Here is a 24,385-nt window from a genome sequence, read left to right as displayed (position 1 = left end):
CAAACTGTCAAACGGGATCGCTGTCCCCATAGGGATCAGATACCCCAAGACCCGAGAGAATGCGAGTCTCCAGCTGTTCCATTTGCTCGGCTTCCTCTGTTTCCAGGTGGTCATAGCCAAAAAGATGCAGGAAACCATGTACCAGAAGATGTGTCAGATGATCATCGAACGGCTTTCCCAGGTCTTCTGATTCGCGCACCAGCGTCTCCCAGGCCAGCACGATATCGCCCAGCATCGGGCCTGGCATGCCGCCCGGCACCACGGGAAAGGCGGGGAAGGACAGGACGTTGGTCGGCTTGTCCTGACTGCGCCATTCCGCGTTGATGCTGCGAATTTCCGCATCGCTGGTGAAGACGAGAGACAATTCCGGCGGCGTCGTCGGGAAGGGCTGCCCCTCCTCGCGAGCGAGAAAGGCTGCGGCATGCTCGAGGATGCGCGTGCTCGATGCCTCGAGCATGGCTTCATCCGGCCATCCGCCTTCCTCGGCGCTGACCTGCAATTCCAGCAAGGACGTCTGCGGCATGCTTCAGAGACTTTCGTCCGGCACGGCCGTCTGCGCCTCGTAGGCCCGCACGATGCGCGCGACCATCGGGTGGCGCACGACGTCGACGTCCTTGAAACGCACGACGGACACGCCCTCGACATCTTTCAGGATCTGAAGCGCCTCCACGAGGCCCGATTTAGTGCCGCGCGGAAGATCGACCTGGCTCGGATCCCCGGTGACGATCATGCGGCCGTTCTCGCCGAGACGCGTCAGGAACATCTTCATCTGCATGGTCGTCGTGTTCTGCGCCTCGTCGAGAATGACCACGGCATTGCCTAGCGTGCGGCCGCGCATGAAGGCGAGCGGAGCGATTTCGATGACGCCGGCCGTGATCGCCCGTTCCACCTTGTCACCGGGCATCATGTCGTAGAGCGCATCATAGAGGGGCCGGAGATAGGGATCGACCTTCTCCTTCATGTCGCCGGGCAGGAAGCCCAGACGCTCGCCCGCCTCGACCGCCGGCCGCGAGAGAATGATGCGATCGACGGCGCCGCGCTCCAGAAGCTGGGCCGCATAGGCAACGGCGAGATAGGTCTTGCCGGTGCCGGCCGGGCCGACGCCGAAGACAAGCTCGGAACGCTCCAGCGCGCGAATATAGGCATCCTGCGTCGGCGTGCGGGCGGCGATGGTCTTCTTACGGGTCGAAATCTGCGCGAGGTTCAACTTGGCCTTCTTCTCCATGGTGGGAAGCTGCAACTGATCGTCGGCGGCAACAGCCATGCGAATCGCGCCTTCGACGTCGGAAACCTCGACGGTGCTGCCCTTCTGCAGGCGACCATAGAGATAATCCAGCGCCCGGCGCGCCTGATTGGTCGCCGTCACCTCGCCCGAGATCGCCACGGAGTTGCCGCGCGGACGGGCATCCACATGCAGGCGCTGTTCGATAAGCTTGAGATTCTGGTCGTATTGTCCGAACAACTCGCTCGCAAAGCGATTGTTCTCGAATGTGAGCACGAAGTGATTGGCGTCTGTCGTGGGCGTTGTCTTCGACTGGCGCGGCGGGGTTGAAACCAATTCGTGTCCGTTCAAGCGGCAGGGCTCCCGAGGATGTCGTCAGGCCCTGATTATATCAGTCGTCGACCACGTCGGCAAACAAACTGTTAGGACCCGCGGCGGTGATTCGCACCCTGATAATGTCACCGATTTCCACGCCCTTTGCATCAACATTCACAGATTGCAGCCAGGGAGAGCGGCCGATAAGCTGGCCGGGCATGCGACCGGGCTTTTCCAGAAGCAGGTCGATCGTGCGGCCGATGCAGCTTTCGTTGAACGCCCGCTGCTGCTCCAAAAGCAAAGCCTGTAGCGTTTCCAAACGCTTGGCCTTGACATCCTCCTGCACCTGATCCTTCAGATCGGCGCCGGGTGTGCCGGGACGAGTTGAATATTTGAACGAAAATGCCTGTGCATAACCGATGGTGCGCACGAGGCTCAGCGTATCCTCGAAATCCGCATCGGTCTCACCGGGGAAGCCGACGATGAAATCGCCCGACAAGGCAAGGTCGGGCCGGGCGCGGCGGATCCGCTCGACCAGTGCCACGTATTCTGCCGCCGTGTGGCGGCGGTTCATGGCCTTGAGGATACGGTCCGAGCCCGACTGGACCGGCAGATGCAGGTAGGGCATCAGGGTCGGCAAGGTGCGGTGCGCCTCGATCAGACTGTCATCCATGTCGCGTGGGTGGCTGGTGGTGTAGCGCAGGCGCGCGAGACCCTCGATGTCCGAAAGGCGGTGCAGCAGAGCGCCAAGGCCCTCGCCGCCGGTGGTAACGAGGCCTGCGACGCCGGTGGTAACGAGGCCTGCGACGCCGGTGGTAACGGTGCCGTGCCAGGCATTGACGTTCTGTCCGAGCAGCGTGATCTCACGAACGCCCGCCGACACGAGCCTCTCGGCCTCCGCAACGATCTGCGCCATCGGGCGGGAGACTTCCGAGCCGCGCGTGTAAGGCACGACGCAGAAGGTGCAGAACTTGTCGCAGCCTTCCTGCACGGTGAGAAAGGCCGTGACGCCGCGCGCGCGCGTCTTCGCCTTGTCGGGCGCCGGCAGGTGCTCGAACTTGTCCTCGATCGCGTAATCCGTTTCCAGCACGCGCTCGCCGCGACTGACGCGCTTCAGCGCCTCCGGCAGGCGATGATAGGTCTGCGGGCCGATGACGAGATCGACGGCCGGAGCGCGGCGTAGGATCTCGTCGCCCTCGGCCTGCGCGACGCAGCCGGCCACGCCGATCATCATCTCGCGCCCTTCGCCCGCTTTTCTCTTCTTCAGGTCACGCAGCCGGCCGAGCGCCGAATAGACCTTTTCGGCCGCCTTTTCCCGGATATGACAGGTGTTCAGGAGAACGAGATCCGCATCCTCGGCATTGTCGGTCGCGACATAGCCATCCTTTGCCAGCGCATCCGTCATCCTGTCGGAATCATAGACATTCATCTGGCAGCCATAGGTCTTCACGAAGACCTTCTTGGTCGGTGCCGGCGTGGCAGGAGCCGGGGCCGGCATGGAGGCGGGAGCAAGGAGCGTTTGGTCGGTCATGCCGGCTGCATAGCGCAAATCGGGGCGGAAATGAAGCGATGTGGGTTTGCGAAGGTGATGCCGAGGATACGAAGGCCCTCAGCGCCCCAGAAGCCGCGCCAGCAACATGGTCTTCAGCTGCGTCTCGACAGCCCGGCTCACCTGCTTGCGGTTGCTGTCGGCACGGTATTCGATGGTGTCGCCGAAGACGAGATCGACGTCGACGGCGCCTTCGCGCAGGACGCCCATCAGGTGCGGCACCAGCTCGATATCCCCCGGCCAGGCGGCAATGGGCCGGTGGTAGCGCCCCATAGGCATGCCGTGGACCCTGGTGTAGGCAATGGCGACCGGCTGGACGTGAACGACGCCCTCCGGCGCCAGCGGCACGGCGGCGGCGGCGGCGCCGAAGAGCGACGTCTTGATTTCCAGCAGCCGGTTGCCGTCGGAGGTCGTGCCTTCGGGAAAGAGCACGACGATTTCACCGGCGGCAAGGCGGACGCCGATCTCGTTAACCTGGTTGCCGGTTGTGCGCTTCTGCTCGCGTGCGACGAAGATCGTTGCCTGCAAGCGGGCGAGCACCCCGAAGACGGGCCATGCCTTCACTTCCGCCTTCGCGATGAAGACGACATCGGCGACGGAGCCAAGGGCGAGGATGTCCTTCCAGCTGACATGGTTCGCCACGAGCAGCAGGGGCCGCCTTGTATCGGGGACGCCGTGGACATGCACGCGAAGGCCGATCATGCGGCAGGCAATGCGATGCCAGACGCGCGGGAGGGTTCGCCGCGCCGGTCCATCACGCCAGAGCAGGACGAGTTGCACCGGCGCCAGCAGAAGCGTCGCCAGGATCAGGAGAAAGACGCAGACGACGATCCGGAGCCAGACGATCATCGTGCGGCTCAGAGATCGAGGCGGAGAACGTCGGCACCGCCGGGAGCGGCATCCGGGCCGGATGGCTTGTAGTAGGCCTTGCGCTCGCCGACCTTGCGAAAGCCCAATCGGCGATAGAGCGCGAGTGCCGCCACATTGGCCTGATCGACCTCGAGGAACATGGCCTCCGCACCATCCTGCCGGGCACGACCGAGCGCCGCCTGCATCAGACGCCACCCCAGGCTCAGCCTGACATAGCGGGGATCGACGCCGATGGTGAGGATTTCCGCTTCGCCGCCGGCTGATCGCGTCAGGACGAAGCCGCCCATCGCCGCTCCGCCGGCCGCATTGTTCTGGCAGGCGACGAAGCCGGAGACGCTCTCCTGCAGCAGAAGCCCATGAAACTCACCGGCGCTCCAGGCGGGCTTGAACAAAGTGGCGTGAATGCGCGCGACGCTTGGGAGATGATCGACATTCATGTCGAAGATATCGAACTCCGGGCGGCGGATGAAATAGTCGATCAGGGACATCTCAGGCGCGTGCCACGGCAAAGCCAGCCTGCGAGCGCACGTCGGGGCCTCGGAGGTAGAGCGGCTTGGGCAGGGCGAAGGCGGGATCGGCGGATGCACCGAGCTTGGCCACGACCGCGATATCGGCGGTATCGCCAGGCGTCTGGTTCGCATCCGTTTCGCTCGCGTGAACGGCCCCGTCGTCACGTAACAGGCGTGCGCCGGAGCCGCTGATCGTGCCGGCGAAGCTGTGAAACGCGGATCTGGCGGAGACGACATCGAGCGCTTCGGCATCGGCGACGGGCTCGCCCGCGGCATCGAAGGGCTGGAGATAGACCTCCTCGCGCTTCGCATCGGTGACGATGAGCACGGGATGACCGGGTGTGGCGGCGAGAGCGGAGATGGCCAGTGCCTGCAAAACGGAAATGCCGACGACAGGCCGTCCCAGCGCCAGCCCGAGGCCGCGGGCCGTGGCCACCCCGACGCGGATGCCGGTAAAGGAGCCCGGACCGATGGTGACGGCGATGCGATCGACCTTGTCCATCCCGAGGCCTGCCGTCTCCAGCGCCTCGTCGATGAAGCCCATCAACCGCTCGGCATGGCCGCGACCGATATCGGCACCGGCCGTGCTCAGCGTCACGTCGCGCGCGGCGTCGTAGATCGCGACGTTGCAGGCCGTGCCGGCGGTGTCGATGGCAAGAACGATCATGCGGAAGGGTGGCCCCGTCTCAGGTTGCCCGTCTCCGGGCGGTCATTGATCCCGTCAAAAAGGGCCGCCCCCGGCGCTTTCTGACAGGCAGTCTTGTCCGCTGCGGGTCAGACCGCTTCGACGGCCTGAACCTCGGGTACGAAGTGGTGCAGTAGGTTCTGCACGCCGTGTTTCAGCGTTGCGGTCGAGGACGGGCAGCCCGAACACGCGCCCTTCATGTTGAGGAAAACAGTGCCATCGCGAAAGCCTTTGAAGGTGATATCGCCACCATCCTGGGCAACGGCCGGGCGGACGCGGGTTTCGAGCAATTCCTTGATGGTCGCGACGATGGTCTCGTCGCCCTTCTCGAAGAATTCGCCTTCCTGGTCTGCCTCTTCCGCACGGCCCTGCCCCGCCATGATCGGCTGGCCAGACATGAAGTGCTCCATGATGGAGCCCAGAATGGCGGGCTTCAGATGCTGCCACTCGGCATCCGCCTTGGTGACGGTGATGAAGTCATAGCCGAAATAGACGCCGGTGACGCCGGGAATATCGAAGATGCGGGCGGCAAGCGAGGAACTCGCGCGGGCCTCGATCTCGTCGCGAAACTCGGCGGTGCCGGTTTCCAGCACGACCTTGCCCGGCAGGAACTTCAGGGTGGCGGGGTTCGGGGTCGATTCGGTCTGAATGAACATGATGTGCTCCCTGTCGGGTCAAGGCCGACGGTCAAAGAAATGCCGGATGAGCATAGGCGTCTCGCCCCTCGCCATCAAGCCTGCGCTGCTGACCGTAAAATGGTGATCGTGGAGCCTCCATACCAGAGGCGCATCCGGTTTGACAGAAAGATCCGTCGCCGGCCGGCCGCTCGGATCAGCTCAGCGCATCGATCTCTTCGTCCGTCAGCAGGTCCGGAATGACGGTCACGGGGATCGGGAAAACGGCCGTCTTGCCGGCGATGGAAGCAACCAGCGGGCCGGGGCCGTCCTTGTAGGAGCCGGCGGCGAGCACGAGAATGGCGATATCCCGGTCCTCCTCGATGAGACCGTAGATCTGCTCGGTCGGAAGCCCCTCGCGGATGATCATTTCCGGCTCGATGCCGATCTTCTCGCGCACGTCATGGGCGATCTTTGCGAGCGTCGCCTCCGCTTCGGCACGCGCCTCGGCCCGCATGATGCCCTCGACGCCCAGCCATTGCTGAAAATCGCCGTCGGGAATGACATAGAGCAAAACGAGGGCGCCGGAGGAATGTTTGGCGCGCATGCCCGCATAGTGCACGGCGCGACCGCATTCCGGGGTGTCGTCGATCACCGCCAGAAACTTGCGGCGGTGACCTTCCATGCGTGAGAGACGTGTCGAGACCATGCGGGAACACTGGCATTCGCAGCGGCCGTTCGCAAGGCCGTTTTCGTCTCGTCCCCTTCCAGAGACGCAAGCGGCATACTGGCGGCCTACTGAAGGAAGCCGATGATCTCGCGAACCTCGCGCATCGTGTTTTCCGCCCGCGCCCGCGCCCGCTCGCCGCCATCGCGCAGGATGGCATCGATGTGGCTCGTGTCATCCATCAGCCGCGACATTTCGCCCGTGATCGGGGCGAGCACGTTGACGGCGAGATCGACCAGCGCCGGCTTGAAGACGGAAAACTGCTGGCCACCGAATTCGGCGAGGATGTCCGCCTTGGTACGGTCGGCAAGGGCGGCATAGATGCCGACGAGGTTGTCGGCTTCCGGGCGGCCGGCAAGGCCGTCGATTTCTGATGGCAAGCCATCCGGATCGGTCTTGGCCTTGCGGATCTTCTTGGAGATCGTCTCGGCGTCATCCACGAGGTTGATGCGCGAGAGGTCGGACGGATCCGATTTCGACATCTTCTTCGTGCCGTCGCGCAGGCTCATGACGCGCGGCGCGGGGCCGTCGATCATCGGCTCGACCATCGGGAAATAGGCGTGGACGGGCTCTTCGCCGACCGTGATATCGATGCCCTTGCCGCCCTTGCGGATATGGGCCTGATAATCGAGGTTGAACTTCATGGCGATGTCGCGCGTCAGTTCCAGATGCTGCTTCTGGTCATCGCCGACCGGCACGTGCGTCGCGCGGTAGACGAGGATGTCGGCGGCCATCAGACTGGGATAGGCGAGCAGGCCGAGCGAGGCATTTTCGCGGTCCTTGCCGGCCTTGTCCTTGAACTGCGTCATGCGGTTCATCCAGCCGATGCGCGCGACGCAATTGAAGATCCAGGCGAGTTCGGCATGCTGCGGCACGGCCGACTGGTTGAAGACGATATGCGCCTTGGGGTCGATGCCGGAGGCGATGAAGGCGGCGGCGATCGAGCGGATCTGCCCCGGCAGGTCCTCATGCACCAGCTGCGCGGTGAGCGAATGCAGATCCACCACGCAATACATGCAGTCGTTATTGTCCTGCAACGCCACGAACTTGCGGATCGCGCCGAGATAGTTGCCGAGGTGGAGATTGCCTGTCGGCTGGACACCGGAGAAGACGAGCGGCGGAAAGTTTGACATGGAGACCTCGATCAGGCGCGGGAAATCATGCGTTCCGCGGCGAAGACGAGCGGCGGAATTTTCCGGGCTTATGCACGGGCAGTGCCCGACAATCAAGGTTGTTCTCTATCTGTCGATCTCAGCCGGCCGGCTGCAGGAGATCCCAGAGATTGCCGAACGGATCGGCGAACACCGCGACGATGCCGTAAGGCTCATGCCGGGGCTCTTCGCGGAACGTGACGCCCTTGGCGAGCATGGCGGCATGGTCGCGCGCAAAATCGTCGGTGTGGAGGAAGAACGCGACCCGGCCACCTGTCTGGTTTCCGATCGCGGCCAGCTGCGCCGCGCCATCTGCCTTTGCGATCAGAAGCGCGGTTTCTCGCGCGCCACGGGGCCGCAGCACCACCCAGCGCTTGCCGTCTTCCATGTCGAGGTCATCCAGCAGCTCGAAGCCGAGGCTGTCGCGGTAGAAGGCGATGGCCTCGTCGTAATCGGGTACCACGAGGGTGACACGGGCTATGGTCTGGCGCATCGGGTGCCTCTTGGCTGTGGTCATATCTGCGGTGGAGGCTGGACGCTGGTGTCGGCTTCCTCTTTTGCCGTATCGGGGCGCGGTTTGCGCTTGAGGTTCCGGCGAAGCATCGAAGCATCGGCACCGCCGATGGCGAAGGCGAGCGCGAAATAGACGATCATGGCCATGCCAATCAGCAGCATCAGCGCCGTCAGCTGTGTGATGAGCCGCGCCTCCGGCGTCAGCCAGCTCGCCAGATAGCCGGAGGCATAGTGAAGGGCGACGGCCATGACGACGGTTGCCGCGACCAGACGCAGGACACGCGAGAACAACGCCGCCTCCCATTCCCAATGACCGCGGCGGACGAGCGTCACGAAGAGCAGCACCGTCGTCAACCAGCCGGAGGCGGCTTCCGCCGTGGCAATCCCGCGTTCGCCGTAGATCGGGAATAGCGAGACCGCGAGCAGGCAGTTGAAGGCGACGGAAATACCGGTAAAGCGCATCGGCGTCTTGGTGTCCTCGCGCGCGAAGAACCCGGGATTGAGCGCCTTGATCATCACGAAGGCAGGCAGACCGAGGCCATAGATCGCCAGCGTGGACGCAACCGTGGCCGTGGTCGTCGGCGAGAAGGCGCCGCGCTCGTAGAGCACGCGCACGATCTCGTCGGAAATGACCCAGATGGCGCCGGCTGCCGGTAGCGTGAGGAACAGCACGAATTCGAGCGAGCGGTTCTGCAGGTTTGCCGCTTCCTTCACCGCGCCGCCGCGAAGGGCGCGCGACAGCTCCGGAAGGAGCACGACACCGACGGCGATGCCGACGACGCCGAGCGGCAACTGGTAGACCCGGTCGGCATATTGCAGGACGGCAATGGCGCCATCCTTCGTGGAGGCGATCATCTGACCGATGAGCTGGTTGATCTGGGTGATGCCGCCGGTGATTGCGGCGGGAAAGGCGAGCACCAGCAGGCGCTTGACGTTGGGCGTATAGCGCGGGCGGCGAAGGCCGAACCGCATGCCGGCATGGCGCACGCCCGCATACAGCACCGCCATCTGGAGAATGCCGGCGACGAGCACGCCCCAGGAGAGATACCAGGCCGTCATCAACGGATCGGCGCCGGTCCAAAGACCATAGGCGAGCGCTGCAATGAGGGTGAGATTGAGAAAAACCGGAGCAATGGCGGCCGCAAAATAATGGTGCAGCGAGTTCAGCATGCCCGACAGCATCGCCGTCAGCGACATGCACATGAGATAGGGAAACATCACGATGGCAAGCTTGACCGTGACGTCGAACTTCTCGGGATCGCCCACAAAGCCCGGCGCGATGATCGTCGAGACGATCAGCGGCATCGCGAATTCCATCGCGATGGTGATGACGAGCAGCACTGTGAAGAGGACGCCAAGCACTTCTTCGGAGAAGCGCTTCGCTCCGTCGATGCCGTTCGCCTCGATCTCCTTGGCAAACAGCGGCACGAAAGCGGCGTTGAACGCACCCTCGGCAAAGAGGCGGCGGAAGAGATTGGGAAAGCGGAAGGCGGCGTAGAAGGCATCGGCCATGGGACCGGTGCCCAGCGCCGCGGCCATCAGCGTCTCGCGGCCGAAGCCGAGCAGCCGGCTGCCGAGCGTGGCTCCGCCGACGGTCGCGAACTTGCGGGCAAGGCTCATCCTTCGGCCTTCATCTTGCGAGCCCCTGCGGACCGCGTGCTGGCGGGTGCTGGGCCGACGGTCTGCGGGGCGCTGACGTTCGGTGCATGACCTTCAGCTGCATGGCCCGGAGGTACATGACCGAGGGGCGCAATCCCCTGCGCGATGATGCCGGTCGGCATGCGGTCCCGCACCTCGTCGGCCTGCTCGGCCATCACGGCCTTGAGGCGAGCGGTGATATGTCCGTGCCGCGTCTCGTTGGTGATCTTAGCGCCCACAAGGTCGGTCACGTAGAAGGTGTCGATGACCTTCTCGCCGAAGGTGGTGATGTGGGCCGAGTGGATGTCGAGCGACAGATCCGCCAGCACCGCCGTGATCTCCGACAGAAGGCCCGTCCGGTCGAGGCATTCGACCTCGACGACCGTGAACTTGTTCGACAGCGAATTGCTGATCGTGACGGCCGGGGGCACGGTGAAGGTCTTGTTGCGCTTGCGGCCCTTGGTGCGGCTGGCGATGACGCCCGGCAGGTCCTTCTTGCCCGACAGCACGTCCTCGATCATCCGGCCGATGCTGGCCGCGCGCCGCGTTTCGTCGTCATCGACGTTGAATTCGCGATTGATGAGGATGGTGTCGAGAGCGCGACCGTCCGATGTCGTGAAGATCTGCGCATCCACAATGTTGGCGCCAGCGGCGGCGCAGGCACCGGCGATGATGGCGAGCAGCCGCGGATGGTCGGGCGCGAGCACCGTAATCTCGGTGATCGCGTGAAACTGATGCGTCCGCACCATGGTGGCGAGCGTTCGGGCAGCCTTGTCCGTCTCGCGGATGAAGCGGGCATGGCGGACCTGATCGTCAAGCGATACCGACAGCAGGTAGGGCTGGTAGTGCAGCCGGGAATAGGTCTTGCGGTCCTTGCTGCTGAAATCGTCCAGCGCATCGAACAGCAGCGAAGCCGCATGCGCGGCCCGCTCCTTGCGCGGTACATCCGAGAAACCGCCCGACAGCAGCAGTTCTGTTTCATAGTAAAGCGTGCGGAGCAGCTGTCCCTTCCAGCCGTTCCACACGCCCGGACCGACCGCGCGGATGTCGCAGACGGTGAGGATCATCAGCATTTTCAGGCGATCGAGCGACTGAACGCGTTCGGCGAAGTCGAGGATCGTCTTGCGGTCGTTGAGGTCGCGGGTCTGCGCGACCATCGACATGGTCAGGTGCTCCTCGATCAGCCAGGCAACCGTTTCCGTCTGCTTGTGCGTCAGGCGGAAGCGGGGAGCGAGACGACGGGCGAGCCGGGCGCCGGCCTGGGAGTGATCTTCCGGGCGCCCCTTGGCGACATCATGCAGGAGCACGGCGACATAGAGCGCGGTACGCTCCTCCACCTGCGGCATGAGCTTGGCGGCGAGCGGATGAATATCCTGGTCGAGCCCGCGGTCGATGCGCGACAGCATGTCCACGGCCCGCAAGAGGTGCTCGTCCACCGTGTAATGGTGGTACATGTTGAACTGCATGAGCGAGACGATGCGGCCGAAATCGGGAATGAAACGGCCCAGCACGCCGGCCTCGTTCATGCGGCGCAGGACAAGTTCCGGGTCGCGGCGCGAGGTGAGGATGGATATGAAGAGGCGGTTGGCCTCCTCGTTCTCGCGCAGAGCCGGCGTGATGAGCCCGAGCGACCGCGTCAGCTGCTTGAGAGCGGCCGGGTGGAACTCCAGCCCGTTGACGTCGGCGATGTGGAAGAAGCGGATGAGATTGACCGGATCGCGCCGGAAGATGTCGGGGCTTGCCAGCGCGATGCGTCCGCCGTCGTCGACGAATTCGAGCGAGCCGGGGATCTTGCGCACGCGGCGGCGGAAACGGTTGATGACGGCGGAAAAGCCGGGCAGTTCCTTGGCCTGCTGATCCTCCAGTGCCGCGCAGAAGATGCGCGTGAGATCGCCCACATTCTTCGCGACGAGGAAGTAGTGCTTCATGAAGCGCTCGACCGAGGTCATGCCGGGATGATCCTGATAGCCGAGGCTTTCGGCGATCTCGCGCTGGATGTCGAACGACAGGCGCTCTTCGGCCTTGCCGGTCAGGAAGTGCATGTGGCAGCGCACGGCCCACAGGAAATCGTCGGACTTGCGGAACAGATGATATTCCGAGCGCGACAGCACGCCGAGCTTCACCAGATCGGCGGACTCGCGCACGCGATAGTAATACTTGGCGATCCAGAACAGCGTGTGCAGATCGCGCAGGCCGCCCTTGCCCTCCTTGACGTTCGGCTCCACGAGATAACGCGTGTCGCCGGCCTTGCGGTGGCGCTCGTTGCGCTCGGCAAGTTTGGCGGCGATGAATTGCGGGCCGGTGTTGCGCACGATCTCGTCGTCGAAGCGGGCTTCCAGATCGTCCACCAGCCCGGCGCAGCCGCAGATGAGACGCGCTTCGAGAATGGCGGTGCGGATCGTCATGTCCTCCTCGGACAGACGAATGCACTCTTCCACCGTGCGGGTGGCGTGGCCGACCTTGAAGCCCATGTCCCACAGGAGATAGAGCATGTACTCGATCGCCGGCTCGCAGAAAGGCAGCTTTCGCGCCGGCAGCAGAAACAAGAGATCGATGTCGGAGCCGGGCGCGAGCGTACCGCGGCCATAGCCGCCGACCGCCGCTACCGCGATCTGCATGGAGGGCGGCATGCTCGAAGCGTTGAAGACGTGATTCAACACGAAATCGTGCAGGATGGCGATCAGCCGATCCTGCAGCCAGGAGATGCGAGCGGCGCAGGCAAGCCCGCCGCCGTCCTCCTTCAGGAGTTCATAGGCTTTGGCGCGGCCACGGGCATTGGCGTCTTTCAGCGCAGCCAGCAGGGCCTGACGCATCGGATCGCGCTGTTCGGCATGCGCCGACGCGATGAAATCCACCTTAGCCTTGAGGGCTGCGATGTCCAGGATGTCGCTGAAGTCGATGTCCTGTCTCCTTGGCGCCGGCCGGATGTACTCCGGGCGCGCGATAGTTGCGAGCCGCTGTTTTGGCATCACATTCGAACCTTCCGCCCTTCCGGCGTCAACGGGCAACCGGTCGCAGCGCGATCGTCGTCTGCACCCCGACCCCCATTTCCCACCGGGGCCTGAAGGGTATAGGGCAAAACGATTGCCAAGACGTTTCCGGCCCGGCTCCATCGTTTCCAAACGGGCAATTGCGCCCTTTCGAGAGCGTCTCTAGGCTGCCCGCCTGACCCAGAGCTGGATATGGTCGTGGCAACAGGGGAAGGTCAAGCCCCCACGACGCGCGGGAAGAGCGTTCAGGACGCCTGTGAGGAAAGCTGCTTCTTGAGGGCGTAGAGTGCGTCCATCGCCTCGCGCGGGGTCATGTCGTCGGGGTTGAGGCGCTTCAGCGCATCTTCCACCGCGGACGGCTTGGCACGGGCGACCTCCTCGCGGCGGATGGCCACCTGGAACAGGGGAAGATCGTCGATCAGCTGGCTGGCCGGGTTCTTCCGGTCGGCGTCCTCGAGCTTGGCCAGCACGTCCTTTGCGCGGGCGACGACGGCTGCGGGCAGGCCAGCGAGACGGGCGACCTGGATGCCATAGGAGCGATCGGCCGAACCCGGGCCGACCTCGTGCAGGAAGATGACGTCGCCGTCCCATTCCTTGACGCGCATGGTGACGTTGGACAGGCGTTTGAGCTTTTCGGAGAGGACGGTCAGCTCGTGGAAGTGCGTGGCGAACAGGCCGCGGCAGCGATTGGCCTCGTGCAGGTGCTCGACGGCAGCCCAGGCGATCGACAGGCCGTCGAACGTCGCGGTTCCCCGGCCAATCTCATCCAGAATCACGAGCGAGCGGTCCGTCGCCTGGTTGAGGATGGCAGCCGTCTCGACCATCTCGACCATGAAGGTGGACCGGCCGCGCGCGAGGTCGTCGGAGGCGCCGACGCGGGAAAACAGGCGATCGACCACGCCGATATGGGCGCTGGCGGCGGGCACGTAGGAGCCCATCTGCGCCATGATAGCGATCAGCGCGTTCTGGCGCAGAAAGGTCGATTTACCGCCCATATTGGGGCCGGTCAGCAGCCACAAGGCGCCGTCGCCCTCCGCCGAGAGGGGCGAAAGATCGCAGGTATTGGCGACAAACGCTGCGGAGGCCTGACGGCGGAGCGCCTGCTCGACCACCGGATGCCGGCCGCCGTCGATTGCGAACATCCTGGATGTATCCACCATCGGGCGGCGATAATCCTGCTCCTCGGCCAGCACGGCGAGCCCGGCGGAAACGTCGAGAATGGCGAGCGCCAGCGCTGCGCTCTTGATCTCCTCCGCTGCCGCGATCACCGCCTCGACCATGCTGTCGAAGGCGGCGAGCTCTATAGCCAGTGCGCGGTCGGCGGCATTGGCGATCTTGGTTTCGAGATCGGCGAGTTCGGTCGTCGTGAACCGCATCGCGTTGGCCATGGTCTGGCGGTGGATGAAGCGGGCCTTCGCCCCCTCCCCCTCCGTCATCGGCCCGGCATTTCCCGCAGTCACCTCGATGAAATAGCCGAGCACGTTGTTGTACTTGATCTTCAGAGAGCGGATGCCGGTTTCTTCGGCGTAGCTCAGTTGCAGCGCGGCAATGACCCGACGGGACTGATCGCGCAGCGCCCGCATCTCGTCGAGCTCGGCATGGCAGCCGTCCCGCAGGAAGCCGCCATCGCGCTTGAGAAGCGGCAGGTCGTCGGCGAGCATGCCGGCAAGCTTTTCGGACAACTCGGACGGGAGCCGGGCGAGCGAGGTGCGCGCCGCCTCCAGTTCGGGCGGCAGATCGGCCTGATCGATCTGCCGGGCGATGTCGGCGCCGGCGCGGATGCCGATGAGCACCGCGCCGAGATCCCGCGGGCCGCCACGGCCGAGCGAGAGGCGCGACAGGGCGCGCGGCATGTCCGGCACCTGTTTCAGCGCCGCGCGCAGATCGGCGCAGAGCGACGGCTGCGCGAGGATGGTGGCGATGGAATCCAGACGCGTGCGAATGCGCTCCGGATCGGTCAGCGGCGACATCAGCCGTTCGGCCAGAAGGCGTCCGCCGCCGCCGGTCACCGTCCGGTCGAGCGCCCGCAGCAGGGACCCGTCCCGGCTGCCGGAGAGCGTCTTGACCAATTCCAGGTTCGCCCGTGTCGCAGGATCGATGAAGAGCGTCGAAGCGGCACTTTCGCGCTCGGGAATGTCGAGCGGCGGGCGCTCGGCCAGCTGGGTCTTCTCGACATAGCCGACGGCGGCCGAGGCTGCGGCCATTTCGGCACGCGAGAACTGGCCGAACCCATCGAGCGTCTTCACGCCGTAATACCGCGCAAGCCTGTTTTCGGCCGTTGCGCTGTCGAACAGGATGGCCGGCTGCGGCACCGCGACGCGGCCGATGACATCGAGGATCGGACGCATATCGGGATCGTGGAACAACGTGTCGGCGAGAATGAGTTCACGCGGCTCGATGCGCAGGATATCGGCGAGAAGCCGCGTTTCCGTCGTTTCAGAGAGGCGGAAGATGCCGGTGGAAATATCGATCCAGGCGAGCGCGAAGGCAGGTTCGGCGCTTCCCCGCAGACGGGCCATCGCCATCAGGTAATTGCTCTCGGAAGCGACGAGCAGCTTCTCTTCCGTGATGGTGCCGGGCGTGACGAGGCGCACCACATCGCGCCTGACGACGGACTTGGAGCCGCGCTTGCGGGCCTCCGCCGGATCCTCGGTCTGCTCGCACACCGCGACGCGAAAGCCGAGGCCGATCAGCTTCTGCAGGTAATCGTCTGCCGCGTGGATGGGCACGCCGCACATGGGAATGTCCTGGCCGAGATGCTGCCCGCGTTTCGTCAGAACGATCCCGAGTGCGCGGGAGGCTTCCAGTGCATCGTCGAAGAACAACTCGTAAAAGTCGCCCATCCGGTAGAACAGAAGAGAGCCCGGATTGTTGGCCTTGATCTCGATATACTGTTCCATCATCGGCGTTGCCTGCACGCGCACCTCCGGCGGCACGGAGGATGGCGCCGTCGTTGCTTCGGCCGGTGATGAGAAGTGTGTCGTCAAGATATACCAGTTTTTGCTAAAAAAGCCGCCAGCCGGCCAAAAAGACAGTGTCACCCTAGCGAACGGCGTCTATAGAAGACAACAAGAAAGCGCGGCCGGGGATGGCCGCCCACAGAAGCTTGAGGGACCCGAGGGAGCATCATCATGGCAAACGAACGCAAGGCCCGCGCAGGCGGAACGGCCGTCACGGATCAGGAAGCGCTGGATTTTCACTCGCAGGGACGCCCCGGCAAGCTGGAGATCACGCCGACGAAACCCATGGCGACCCAGCGCGATCTGTCGCTGGCCTATTCGCCTGGCGTTGCCGTTCCCGTGAAGGCCATCGCGGCCGATCCGGCGAAGGCCTACGACTATACGACGCGCGGCAACATGGTCGCCGTCATCTCCAACGGCACCGCCATTCTCGGTCTCGGCAATCTGGGCGCGCTGGCCTCCAAGCCGGTCATGGAAGGTAAGTCGGTTCTCTTCAAGCGGTTTGCGGACGTCGATTCCATCGACCTCGAGGTTGATACGGAAGACGCCGATACCTTCATCAACTGCGTGCGCTATCTCGGCCCCTCCTTCGGCGGCATCAACCTGGAGGATATCAAGGCGCCGGAATGCTTCATCATCGAGCAGAAGCTGCGCGAGATCATGGACATTCCGGTGTTCCACGACGACCAGCACGGCACCGCCATCATCGCGACGGCCGGCCTGATCAACGCGCTGGAACTGACCGGCCGCGACCTGAAGACCACGCGGCTTGTCTGCAACGGTGCGGGTGCTGCGGCCATCGCCTGCGTCGAGCTGATCAAATCGCTCGGCTTTGCGCCCGAAAACGTCATCATGTGCGACACCAAAGGCGTGATCTACCAAGGCCGCACCGAGGGCATGAACCAGTGGAAGTCGGCCCACGCCGCCAAGACCGACCGGCGGACGCTGGAAGAGGCGATGGACGGCGCCGACGTGGTGCTCGGCCTGTCGCAGAAGGGCGCCTTCTCGGAAGCCATGATCCGCTCGATGGCACCCCGGCCGATCATCTTCGCCATGGCCAATCCCGATCCGGAAATCACGCCGGAAGAGGTTGCCTCCATTCGTGACGACGCGATCATGGCAACCGGACGCTCGGACTATCCGAACCAGGTCAACAACGTGCTCTGTTTTCCCTACATGTTCCGCGGCGCGCTCGATGTGCGGGCCACGACGATCAACGAGGACATGAAGATCGCCGCGGCCCGGGCGCTGGCAAGCCTTGCCAAGGAAGACGTGCCGGACGACGTCGCGGCGGCCTATCAGGGCAACCGCCCGCGCTTCGGGGCGCAGTACATCATCCCCGTCCCCTTCGATCCGCGCCTCATTTCATCCATTCCGGTTGCCGTTGCCAAGGCGGCGATGGACAGCGGCGTGGCGCAGAAGCCGATCGCCGACCTCGCAGCCTACGGCGACCAGCTCTCGATGCGCCGCGACCCGATCGCCTCGACGCTGGCGCGGATCTACGAGCGCGTGCGGCTCGCACCGAAGCGGATCGTCTTCACAGAGGGCGAGGAAGTGCCGATGATGCGCTCGGCGCTGGCCTATGCCAACCAGAAGCTCGGCACCGCGCTGCTGCTCGGCCGCGAGGACCGCATGCGCGAAACGGCGGCGCGCGAGGGCATCGACCTCGACCGCCCCGGCATTCAACTCGTCAATGCGCGTATTTCCGACCGTACCGCCGCCTATACCGACTATCTCTACGCCCGACTTCAGCGGGAGGGCTTCCTGTTTCGCGATGCGCAGCGGCTGATCAACCATGACCGCAATCACTTCGCGGCCTGCATGGTCGCACTGGGTGACGCCGATGGCATGGTGACGGGCATCACCCGCAACTATTCGACGGCGCTCGACGATGTCAGGCGTTGTATCGACGCCAAGCCCGGGCACCGGGTGATCGGCGTGTCGATCGCGCTCTGCCGGGGCCGCACGGTTCTGGTGGCGGACACGGCCGTGCACGACATGCCGTCGTCGGAAGAGCTTGCCGACATCGCGGTGCAGGCCGCGGGCCTTGCGCGACGCCTCGGCTATGTGCCGCGCGTGGCGATGCTCGCCTATTCCACCTTCGGGCATCCGCAGGGGGAACGCTCGGAGCGGGTCCGGGAGGCCGTCAAGATCCTCGACCGGCGCCGCGTCGATTTCGAATATGACGGCGAAATGGCGGCCGATGTCGCGCTGAACATGAAGGTGATGGAGCAGTACCCGTTCTGCCGCCTCTCCGGCCCGGCAACCGTGCTCGTCATGCCGGCGTTCCACTCCGCATCCATCTCGACCAAGATGCTGCAGGAACTCGGCGGCGCTACGATCATCGGTCCGCTGCTGGTCGGCCTCGACAAGTCCGTGCAGATCGTCTCGCTGACCGCCAAGGACTCCGAGATCGTCAACATGGCGGCACTGGCGGCCTACAACGCCGGATAAAAAGCGATCGGTCCGCCTGATATGCGCGAAAACTGCCCTTCCCGATATGGGGAGGGCGTTGAGTTTTTTATGCTTCGGGTTTCGTATGGAGATTCATCGTCCCCTGGCCATGCTGCGGCTGAGATGAGCGCTTTGCCAACGCTTGCGACCATCCGGGGGCGATCTGTTCGCCCGTCTCCCGTGGTCCTCCCACGGGATGGCGTGCGTCAAAACCCACACTCGGATCAGAGAGCGAAGCGGGTGGCGTCGGCGCCGTAGTAGTTGAGGTAGCGGCCAGCGATGTTGGTGATCGGCAGGACGACGAGAACGTCGGTCGTGCGGAAGGCCTCGTCCACCACGGCACCGTCACCGACCATGGCACCGATGCGCAGATATCCCTTGATCAAGGGCGGCATGGCCGAGAGGGCGGCGCGGGCCTGGATCGCCTCGACAGGCATCAGGTCCATGACGCGGTAGAGTTCCGGCCGCGCCTTCACCTGCCACTCGCCGCTTGCCGGCACCGTGTGGTACAGGAAGGACAGGGCCAGCGCGTGATGTTCGGGGACGGTACCGGGAAACGAGGCGCAGCCGAACATCGCGTCGATGCCGTGCTTCAGCGCATAGGCCCAGTTACCCTGCCAGAGAAGCTCCACCGTGCGCTTGGTGCGATAGGAGGGCAGGACGCAGGAGCGGCCGAGCTCCATGAAGCGCTTGCCGGGGTGACGGGCGATCAGCGGGTCGACGAGAAATTCGGAGGCGGAGTAGAAGCCATCGGCAGCCGCCGCCACGTCCTGGCGCAGCAGCCGGTAGGTCCCCACGATCTGCGCCTCGGACTGGCCGGGCAGCGCGGTATCGAGAACCAGAAGATGGTCGCATACGGCATCCCAGCCGTCGATATCGCGGCCGATCAAGGCGGCACCGGCCGGCACGCGGGCGCCCATCTCTTCGACAAACACCTTGTAGCGCAGCGCCTGAGCCGCATCGATTTCGGAGGCCGTGCGGGCGATCCGGGTTTCGAGCGGCCCGATGCGGCCGAGCACGTCGCTGGCCGGCGCCGCTTCGCGCGGCGGACGCGAACGGACGATGGTCGGGCTCGCGACGGGCACGGACATGGTGCGGAGAGCCGATACGGATTCCAGAATTTCGATCGTCATCGCAGATTACCCCTAATCGCGAGCATGCGTCTGCACGTTGGCCGCGAACGCCTGGAAAAGACGACGGGCATTTTCCCGACATTTTCCGAATCGCACTCTGGCCGCGGTGGCAGTCCGCTTCCTGCAGGCCTTTAAGCATGTCACTGCAACAAGACCGTGACAAGGCTTGCGGACCGATCCTTAGCCGGCGATCAATCGGGCGACCAGTTCGATCAGGGACTTGGGATCGGCGGGCTTCGCGAGGACGGCATCCGCGCCCGCCTCCAGAAGCTCGCGGTGTGTTTCCGGGCGGCGATCCGACGTCTGCACGATGACGGGGAGCCGCGATGCGCCGTCCGTCGACCGTTCGGAGAAGCGCAGGCGGCGCAGCATCGTCAGGCCGTCGCCATGGGGCATATTGAGGTCGGTGATCAGGATCTTCGGCGCCTGCCCCTCGCCCGCGGCGTTCGACAATCCCTGATCGAGGATATCGCCCATGGCGGCGAAATCGACAACATGGCGCACGGTGTAGCCGACGCGCTCCAGCGTGCTGCGCAGGATCGCGGCATTGACCGGATCATCCTCGCCGAGGAGCACGGTTTGCACGGCAAGCGCTACGGGCACAGGTGTGGCGTCCACCACATCTCTGAGGACCGGACGATTGTCGTTGATCGCGTCGCGAACCTCGATACCCTTCAGCTGCCCCTTGAGCACCGCCACCAGCGAGCGCTCCCGCAGGGGGCGGATCAGCCAGGCGTGGAAGCCGTCGGTCTGGTGCAGCGGCTGCTGGATGCGCTCTTCCGGATTGACGAGATAGGTTCGCCGCAGCGGCATGGTTTCAAGATCCGGCCTGTCGTCGCAGATCCGCCGGAAGAGGGCAGCACAGCGGTGATCGACGATGATGTCGGTAAGACGTTCCTCACTCCCCGTATCCGTTGCGATCTTTAGAAAATGACTGGCTTGCTCGATGGTCGAGGCGATGCGGCAGCGACCGCCGAGCGTCTCGATCGTCGCGGCCAGCGCTTCGGAGGCCGGACCCTTCGGCGCGACGAGAAGGACGCGGGAGGTGGCGAGCGTCCGGGTACGGGCCGTGGCCAGCGGCGTGGGGGATGCCGTCAGGGGAAAGCGGATCTCGAAGAGACTGCCGCTGCCGAGGCGGCTGGAGACAGTGATATCGCCACCGAAAGCCCTGATGATACGACGCGATATGGCAAGGCCGAGGCCCGTTCCGCCGGCTTTCGAGGCGGTATCACCGGCCTGCTCGAACGCGTCGAAGATGCGTGACTGGTCGTCGGGGGTCATGCCGGGTCCCGTGTCGGTCACGCGCAGTACGAGTGCGCCCTGCTGCTCGGCGCAGCTGACAAGGACGCCGCCGGTCGTCGTGAACTTGACGGCGTTGCCCACCACGTTGAACAGGACCTGCTTCAGCCGGGGACCGTCGATCTGCAGCGTGTCGGGCACGTCGGCGGCGATCGTAGAGGCGATCTCGATGCCCTTCGCATGGGCACGATGCGACAGCATTTCCACGACGCTCTCGACCAGAGGCCGCAAGGCTTGGCGCGTCGGCCGCAGGGCAAACCGCCCGACTTCCATCGAGGCGCAATCGAGGAGGTCGTCGACAAGCTGCACGAGGTCGTGGCCGGACTGGCGCATGCCGGCGAGATAGTTCGCCTGCTGCGCGCTCAGCCGGGTCTGGTCGAGGAGGTCGCTCATGCCGAGAATGCCGGACAGCGGCATGCGGATTTCGTGGCTGACGGTTGCCAGAAGGTGGGATTTCGCCTGGCTTTCGGCCTCGACCCTCCGGAGCGCCGCCTCGCTGCTGCGCGCCGCGCTGACATTGTCGGTGACATCCCGGCCGACGCTGACGATGCGCAGCGTACCCGTCTCCGCCTCGCGTATCAGCACGTCATGCCAATCGAAAGATCGCGGGCCATCTGCGGTCATGATCTCGACCGTATAGCGACCGGAGGTGCCGGCGGGCCGGAGTTCGAGCCCCAGCGCCTCGCAACGCTGTCCCTCTGGCGCAGGCGCGCCGGCCAAAGCCCGGAAGGTCTCGTTTGTCTCGAGAATAACGCCCCTGGCGTCGCGCAGGATCGCCATATCGCCGAGCGCATCGTGGATTGCGAACCCCGACATGCTGGCTTCGCGGGCCTCCCACGCGCGGTCGCCGGCCCGTTCGGATATTGTGCCCATGCTGCGCCGGCTGCGGCGCCAGTCGCTAAGAAGAAGGGCCGTTCCGGCGATGCCCGCGATGGCAAGCCCGATGGGAAGGAGGAGGAGATTTTCCTCCAGACCGATCGCGACGATGGCGGCGGAAGCGAGAAGGCCGGCGCCGGCAATGGCCGGGCGAAAGGCGGAGACGCGGGTGGTGCCGGGGTTCGTTTCAGCGGCGCCATGCTCCGGAAAGGGTTTGCGTGGCGGAAGTACATCCGGCGCGGCGGTGTGCTGCGACAGTTTCCAGATGATCTCGCGCTGCAGTTTCGACGGCTCGCTCATACGCGTTGAGTATCACGCAGCCGTTGGGAATGATTTCAGCCGATCGCTCGCATTCTAACGATCGCGTTTTTTTGCCTGCAGGATTTCATCCAGCACAATCGCACCGGCCCCGACAGTGATGAAGGCATCGGCGAGGTTGAAGACGGCGAAGGACCATGTCTCGGTGTAAAACAGGATATAGTCGATCACATAGCCATAGAGAAACCGGTCGACCAGATTGCCGAGCGCACCGGCGATGATCATCGCATAGCCGAGATGGGCGAAGAACCTGTCCTTCGGCGTCCGGCGCCAGAGCCAGAGCACGAAACCGACCACCACGAGGCGCATGCCGACGATGAACCAGCCCTCCATGCCCGACAGCATGGAAAAGGCGACACCGTAATTATAGACGCGGTAGAGCGCCAACATGGGGATGACGTGAACGGCCTCCTCCATCGGCAGGTAGGCCTCCACCGCCTGCTTGATCGCCTGATCGAGAAGCAGAGCGACGATGATGAAGATCGCAATCGGCCAGGGGCGCGAAAACAGGGTTGGGCGGCTGCCGGGCGCGGCGGGCGAAAGAGGCGTCTGGCTTTCGGTCATCCGCGCTCGTCCAGTGTCAGCAGATGGCGGCGGGCCTCGAAGAGCATGACGCCGGTGGCGATGGCGAGGTTGAGCGAATCCGCGCGTCCTGCCTGCGGAATGCGGGCAAGTCTGTCGGCCTTGGCTGCAAGCTCGTCCGGAAGGCCGGCCTGCTCGTTGCCCATGAGGACGACGACCGGGCGGGGCCGGTAATCGATCGTGCGGTAATCGACGGCACCGGCCAGATGCGTGCCGACGACCATGACACCCGCCTGCTTCTGCCAGGCGAGGAACTCGGCCACGCTGGCGCGGAACACCGGCACGGCAAAGACCGAGCCCATGGTCGCGCGCACGGTTTCGAGCGAGAACGGATCCGTCGTCTCGCCGATGAGGATGACGCCGGAGACGCCGGCCGCATCCGCCGTGCGGATGATGGTGCCGAGGTTGCCCGGATCGCGCACCCTGTCGAGCGCCACATAGGTCTCGTTCGCGCGCGGCTTGATGTCCCTCAGATTTCCATAGCGCTGCTCGAACACGCCGACGACCATCTGCGGATTGTCGCGGCGGGTGACGGTGGCGATGACCTTTTCGCTGACCTCCAGCACGAGGCCACCGCGGGCCACGGTGCGCGCGGCGATGTCATCAACGGGCTTCTTGCCCTTTGCGGCCTTGGCATAGACCAGCGTACGGATGGCCCAGCCGAGTTCGACCGCATCGATGACGAGCTTCAGCCCTTCGGCAATGAACGTGCCGCTCTCGTCGCGCGCCTTCTTCTGCGTCAGCGCGCGGATGTCCTTGATGATCGGATTGGCAAGGCTCGTGACCTCCTTGACCTGGCCCACACGACCCTCGCCGCGCCCCACCTGTGCGCGCGGATTGCCGTCGCTATAATCGCTGCTCATTTCGGCACCCATCGGCTGAAGAGAGAGGTGGACAGCGCCCGGCCGGAGCCGGCCTCGCCATCCTGTTTCGACCCCGCGGACTCGCGCAGGATCAGTTCGCCGGATTCGACGACGCCGCCGCGGCCGCGCATGACTTCGCGCATCAGCTCGTGGATCGAATAGAAGCTTGCCCGGATGGAATAGGCTGTGAGAACGAGACCGCGTGCATCGTCGGACAGAAGTTCGCGGCAGATATCCAGCATGCCGGCAAGGTGATCGAAAAGGTGCCAAACCTCGCCGTTCGGACCGCGGCCGAACTTCGGCGGATCGGTGAGGATGATGTCATAGCGGCTGCCGCGGCGCTCCTCGCGCTGGATGAATTTCATGGCATCGTCGCAGATCCAGCGGATCGGCAGGCTTTCGCCCCGGCCGAGTGCCTGGTTCTCGCGCCCCCAGCCGATCGCCTTCTTCGAGGCATCGACATGGGTTACCTCGGCCCCGGCCTTCGCCGCGATCAACGATGCGACGCCGGTATAGCCGAAGAGGTTCAGCACCTTCAGCGGCCGACCGGCCGTCTCGACCTGCGCTTTCATCCAGCGCCAGTGCGCCAGCTGCTCGGGGAAGACACCGACATGGCGGAAAGAGGTGAAGCGGCCGAAGAATTCGGCATCGAGCAGGCGCATCGGCCAGGTCTCGCCGAGCATATCGTGCGGGAAGCGCCAGCGGCCCATGCCGTCTTCATCCGTGTCGCCGGTAAAAATCGCATCCGCGCGCTCCCAGAGGGGGACCTGCGACTTCGGCCACAGGGCCTGCGCCTCCGGACGGACGATCGTGTAGGGACCGTATTGCTCCAGCTTCAGGGCGTCGCCGCTGTCGATCAGGCGATAATCGGCCTCGCCTGCGGTTTCCAGAATGACCGGCACGCGCTCGGTGGGCTTGTCTCCAGTGCGGGGGCGCAGGGTCACGGGCGCAGGCGCTTCCTGCCGAGCCTCAGACGGGGATGGACGCGGAGAGGCCGGCTGCGGGCGGCTGGACGAACGCTGGCCGTACGGCTCCTGCGCTGCGGGCTTTCCTCCCGCCTTGAAGGGCGGCGCGACGGTCGCATCCAGCCGAGATGCCCCGACTTTCGGGAGGCTCT

The 24,385-nt window shown here is 64.7% G+C and carries 18 protein-coding genes and 1 pseudogene; 1 reads left to right on the top strand and 18 read right to left on the bottom strand.

Translation table 11 applies throughout. The features are described from left to right. Nucleotides 1–7: 7 nt before the first annotated feature. From ybeY to mutS, 13 genes and pseudogenes are all read right to left on the bottom strand, one after another. Complete coding sequence (ybeY, locus tag GA0004734_RS05255) at nt 8–523, bottom strand: rRNA maturation RNase YbeY (RefSeq protein ID WP_092931804.1); 516 nt, start codon at nt 521–523, stop codon at nt 8–10. A 3-nt stretch (nt 524–526) separates the two neighbouring features. Continuing rightward, nucleotides 527–1,573 carry a PhoH family protein gene (locus GA0004734_RS05250; RefSeq protein WP_092931802.1) on the bottom strand — a complete coding sequence of 349 codons (1,047 nt, stop codon included), beginning with the start codon at nt 1,571–1,573 and terminating at the stop codon, nt 527–529. Nucleotides 1,574–1,613: 40 nt separating this feature from the next. Continuing rightward, nucleotides 1,614–3,035 carry a tRNA (N6-isopentenyl adenosine(37)-C2)-methylthiotransferase MiaB gene (gene miaB / locus GA0004734_RS05245; protein WP_245292482.1) on the bottom strand — a complete coding sequence of 474 codons (1,422 nt, stop codon included), beginning with the start codon at nt 3,033–3,035 and terminating at the stop codon, nt 1,614–1,616. A gap of 111 nt (nt 3,036–3,146) precedes the next feature. Beyond that, nucleotides 3,147–3,935, bottom strand: coding sequence for a lysophospholipid acyltransferase family protein (locus tag GA0004734_RS05240; RefSeq protein WP_092931800.1), 789 nt, complete (start codon nt 3,933–3,935; stop codon nt 3,147–3,149). Nucleotides 3,936–3,943: 8 nt separating this feature from the next. Further along, complete coding sequence (locus GA0004734_RS05235; RefSeq protein ID WP_092931798.1) at nt 3,944–4,444, bottom strand: GNAT family N-acetyltransferase; 501 nt, start codon at nt 4,442–4,444, stop codon at nt 3,944–3,946. Nucleotide 4,445: 1 nt separating this feature from the next. Next, nucleotides 4,446–5,132 carry a tRNA (adenosine(37)-N6)-threonylcarbamoyltransferase complex dimerization subunit type 1 TsaB gene (gene tsaB / locus GA0004734_RS05230; RefSeq protein WP_092931796.1) on the bottom strand — a complete coding sequence of 229 codons (687 nt, stop codon included), beginning with the start codon at nt 5,130–5,132 and terminating at the stop codon, nt 4,446–4,448. A gap of 107 nt (nt 5,133–5,239) precedes the next feature. Next, entirely contained in the window at nt 5,240–5,806 is a 567-nt protein-coding gene (locus tag GA0004734_RS05225) for a NifU family protein (RefSeq protein WP_092931794.1), read from the bottom strand. A 175-nt stretch (nt 5,807–5,981) separates the two neighbouring features. Further along, complete coding sequence (locus GA0004734_RS05220; protein ID WP_092931792.1) at nt 5,982–6,473, bottom strand: universal stress protein; 492 nt, start codon at nt 6,471–6,473, stop codon at nt 5,982–5,984. 86 nt (nt 6,474–6,559) lie between these two features. After that, complete coding sequence (trpS, locus tag GA0004734_RS05215) at nt 6,560–7,624, bottom strand: tryptophan--tRNA ligase (RefSeq protein ID WP_092931790.1); 1,065 nt, start codon at nt 7,622–7,624, stop codon at nt 6,560–6,562. Nucleotides 7,625–7,742: 118 nt separating this feature from the next. Then, a complete protein-coding gene (locus tag GA0004734_RS05210) occupies nt 7,743–8,135 on the bottom strand; it encodes a VOC family protein (protein ID WP_092935947.1) in 393 nt (130 codons plus the stop codon). A gap of 20 nt (nt 8,136–8,155) precedes the next feature. After that, nucleotides 8,156–9,775: a murein biosynthesis integral membrane protein MurJ gene (gene murJ, locus GA0004734_RS05205; RefSeq protein ID WP_092931788.1), complete on the bottom strand. Its 1,620-nt coding sequence runs from the start codon at nt 9,773–9,775 to the stop codon at nt 8,156–8,158. Nucleotides 9,776–9,915: 140 nt separating this feature from the next. Beyond that, a pseudogene (locus GA0004734_RS05200) lies at nt 9,916–12,762 on the bottom strand ([protein-PII] uridylyltransferase); the annotation flags it as partial. 266 nt (nt 12,763–13,028) lie between these two features. Beyond that, nucleotides 13,029–15,719, bottom strand: coding sequence for a DNA mismatch repair protein MutS (mutS, locus tag GA0004734_RS05195; protein WP_245292481.1), 2,691 nt, complete (start codon nt 15,717–15,719; stop codon nt 13,029–13,031). A gap of 195 nt (nt 15,720–15,914) precedes the next feature. On the opposite strand from mutS, the gene GA0004734_RS05190 reads away from it, so the two are divergent. Continuing rightward, nucleotides 15,915–18,197, top strand: a complete 2,283-nt coding sequence (locus tag GA0004734_RS05190; protein WP_092931784.1) for an NADP-dependent malic enzyme — start codon at nt 15,915–15,917, stop codon at nt 18,195–18,197. A gap of 224 nt (nt 18,198–18,421) precedes the next feature. On the opposite strand, the gene GA0004734_RS05185 is transcribed toward GA0004734_RS05190, so the two are convergent. The 5 genes from GA0004734_RS05185 to GA0004734_RS05165 all read right to left on the bottom strand — a co-directional run bounded on the left by GA0004734_RS05185 (nt 18,422) and on the right by GA0004734_RS05165 (nt 24,356). After that, nucleotides 18,422–19,288, bottom strand: coding sequence for a GNAT family N-acetyltransferase (locus GA0004734_RS05185; protein ID WP_245292480.1), 867 nt, complete (start codon nt 19,286–19,288; stop codon nt 18,422–18,424). Nucleotides 19,289–19,510: 222 nt separating this feature from the next. Continuing rightward, nucleotides 19,511–21,805: a hybrid sensor histidine kinase/response regulator gene (locus GA0004734_RS05180; protein WP_092931780.1), complete on the bottom strand. Its 2,295-nt coding sequence runs from the start codon at nt 21,803–21,805 to the stop codon at nt 19,511–19,513. A 54-nt stretch (nt 21,806–21,859) separates the two neighbouring features. After that, nucleotides 21,860–22,387, bottom strand: coding sequence for a signal peptidase II (lspA, locus tag GA0004734_RS05175; protein WP_092931778.1), 528 nt, complete (start codon nt 22,385–22,387; stop codon nt 21,860–21,862). Beyond that, nucleotides 22,384–23,268, bottom strand: a complete 885-nt coding sequence (locus tag GA0004734_RS05170; RefSeq protein ID WP_092931776.1) for a TrmH family RNA methyltransferase — start codon at nt 23,266–23,268, stop codon at nt 22,384–22,386. Before GA0004734_RS05170 ends, lspA begins: the two co-directional genes overlap by 4 nt. Further along, on the bottom strand, nt 23,265–24,356 hold the full coding sequence (locus tag GA0004734_RS05165) for a class I SAM-dependent rRNA methyltransferase (protein ID WP_092935943.1): 1,092 nt from the start codon (nt 24,354–24,356) through the stop codon (nt 23,265–23,267). Before GA0004734_RS05165 ends, GA0004734_RS05170 begins: the two co-directional genes overlap by 4 nt. Nucleotides 24,357–24,385 lie beyond the last annotated feature (29 nt).

This window comes from Rhizobium sp. 9140, from assembly GCF_900067135.1.
Taxonomy (GTDB): domain Bacteria; phylum Pseudomonadota; class Alphaproteobacteria; order Rhizobiales; family Rhizobiaceae; genus Ferranicluibacter.
Note: the sequence above shows the minus strand (reverse complement) of the source record. Positions and strands in the feature narration are given on the sequence as shown.

Coding starts and splice junctions, on each gene's coding strand:
- ybeY (WP_092931804.1), bottom strand. CDS start 523: ATGCCGCAGACGTCCTTGCTGGAATTGCAGGTCAGCGCCGAGGAAGGC.
- miaB (WP_245292482.1), bottom strand. CDS start 3,035: ATGCCGGCCCCGGCTCCTGCCACGCCGGCACCGACCAAGAAGGTCTTC.
- GA0004734_RS05240 (WP_092931800.1), bottom strand. CDS start 3,935: ATGATCGTCTGGCTCCGGATCGTCGTCTGCGTCTTTCTCCTGATCCTG.
- GA0004734_RS05235 (WP_092931798.1), bottom strand. CDS start 4,444: ATGTCCCTGATCGACTATTTCATCCGCCGCCCGGAGTTCGATATCTTC.
- tsaB (WP_092931796.1), bottom strand. CDS start 5,132: ATGATCGTTCTTGCCATCGACACCGCCGGCACGGCCTGCAACGTCGCG.
- GA0004734_RS05225 (WP_092931794.1), bottom strand. CDS start 5,806: ATGTTCATTCAGACCGAATCGACCCCGAACCCCGCCACCCTGAAGTTC.
- GA0004734_RS05220 (WP_092931792.1), bottom strand. CDS start 6,473: ATGGTCTCGACACGTCTCTCACGCATGGAAGGTCACCGCCGCAAGTTT.
- trpS (WP_092931790.1), bottom strand. CDS start 7,624: ATGTCAAACTTTCCGCCGCTCGTCTTCTCCGGTGTCCAGCCGACAGGC.
- GA0004734_RS05210 (WP_092935947.1), bottom strand. CDS start 8,135: ATGCGCCAGACCATAGCCCGTGTCACCCTCGTGGTACCCGATTACGAC.
- murJ (WP_092931788.1), bottom strand. CDS start 9,775: ATGAGCCTTGCCCGCAAGTTCGCGACCGTCGGCGGAGCCACGCTCGGC.
- GA0004734_RS05190 (WP_092931784.1), top strand. CDS start 15,915: ATGGCAAACGAACGCAAGGCCCGCGCAGGCGGAACGGCCGTCACGGAT.
- GA0004734_RS05185 (WP_245292480.1), bottom strand. CDS start 19,288: ATGTCCGTGCCCGTCGCGAGCCCGACCATCGTCCGTTCGCGTCCGCCG.
- GA0004734_RS05180 (WP_092931780.1), bottom strand. CDS start 21,805: ATGAGCGAGCCGTCGAAACTGCAGCGCGAGATCATCTGGAAACTGTCG.
- lspA (WP_092931778.1), bottom strand. CDS start 22,387: ATGACCGAAAGCCAGACGCCTCTTTCGCCCGCCGCGCCCGGCAGCCGC.
- GA0004734_RS05170 (WP_092931776.1), bottom strand. CDS start 23,268: ATGAGCAGCGATTATAGCGACGGCAATCCGCGCGCACAGGTGGGGCGC.